Source organism: Halomonas sp. ND22Bw, assembly GCF_003011945.1.
GTDB lineage: Bacteria > Pseudomonadota > Gammaproteobacteria > Pseudomonadales > Halomonadaceae > Halomonas > Halomonas halophila.
In genome coordinates this window covers 1-269 of sequence record NZ_PXWD01000932.1, presented here as the reverse complement: position 1 = coordinate 269, position 269 = coordinate 1, and the positions used below count along the sequence as shown (strand labels likewise).

1 protein-coding gene is annotated in these 269 nt (G+C 74.3%); it reads left to right on the top strand.

Annotation, left to right across the window (positions count from 1 at the left end; translation table 11 throughout):
• Positions 1 to 269, top strand: a 269-nt coding sequence (locus tag CVH10_RS20890; protein ID WP_369335929.1) for a LysR substrate-binding domain-containing protein, incomplete at both ends; no start/stop codon positions are given.

Sequence of the window (269 nt, the reverse complement as noted above, 5' to 3'; positions counted from 1 at the left end):
CACGCTGGGTGTCGGCCGCCGCTGGCTCGGGCCGGCGCTGGCCGAATTCCAGCAGCGCCATCCCGCGCTGCAGATCGATCTGGCGCTGAGCGAACGGCTGCCCGACCTGGGCGCCGACGGCTACGACGGCGCGCTCTGGCTGTGGTCGGTGCAAGGCGCGCGCAGTTCGCAGTGGACATCGCGCCGTCTGGCACGCAACCAGCGCATCGTCGTCGCTGCGCCGGACTATCTCGCGCGCCACGGCACGCCGCGCGCGCCGGCCGACCTGG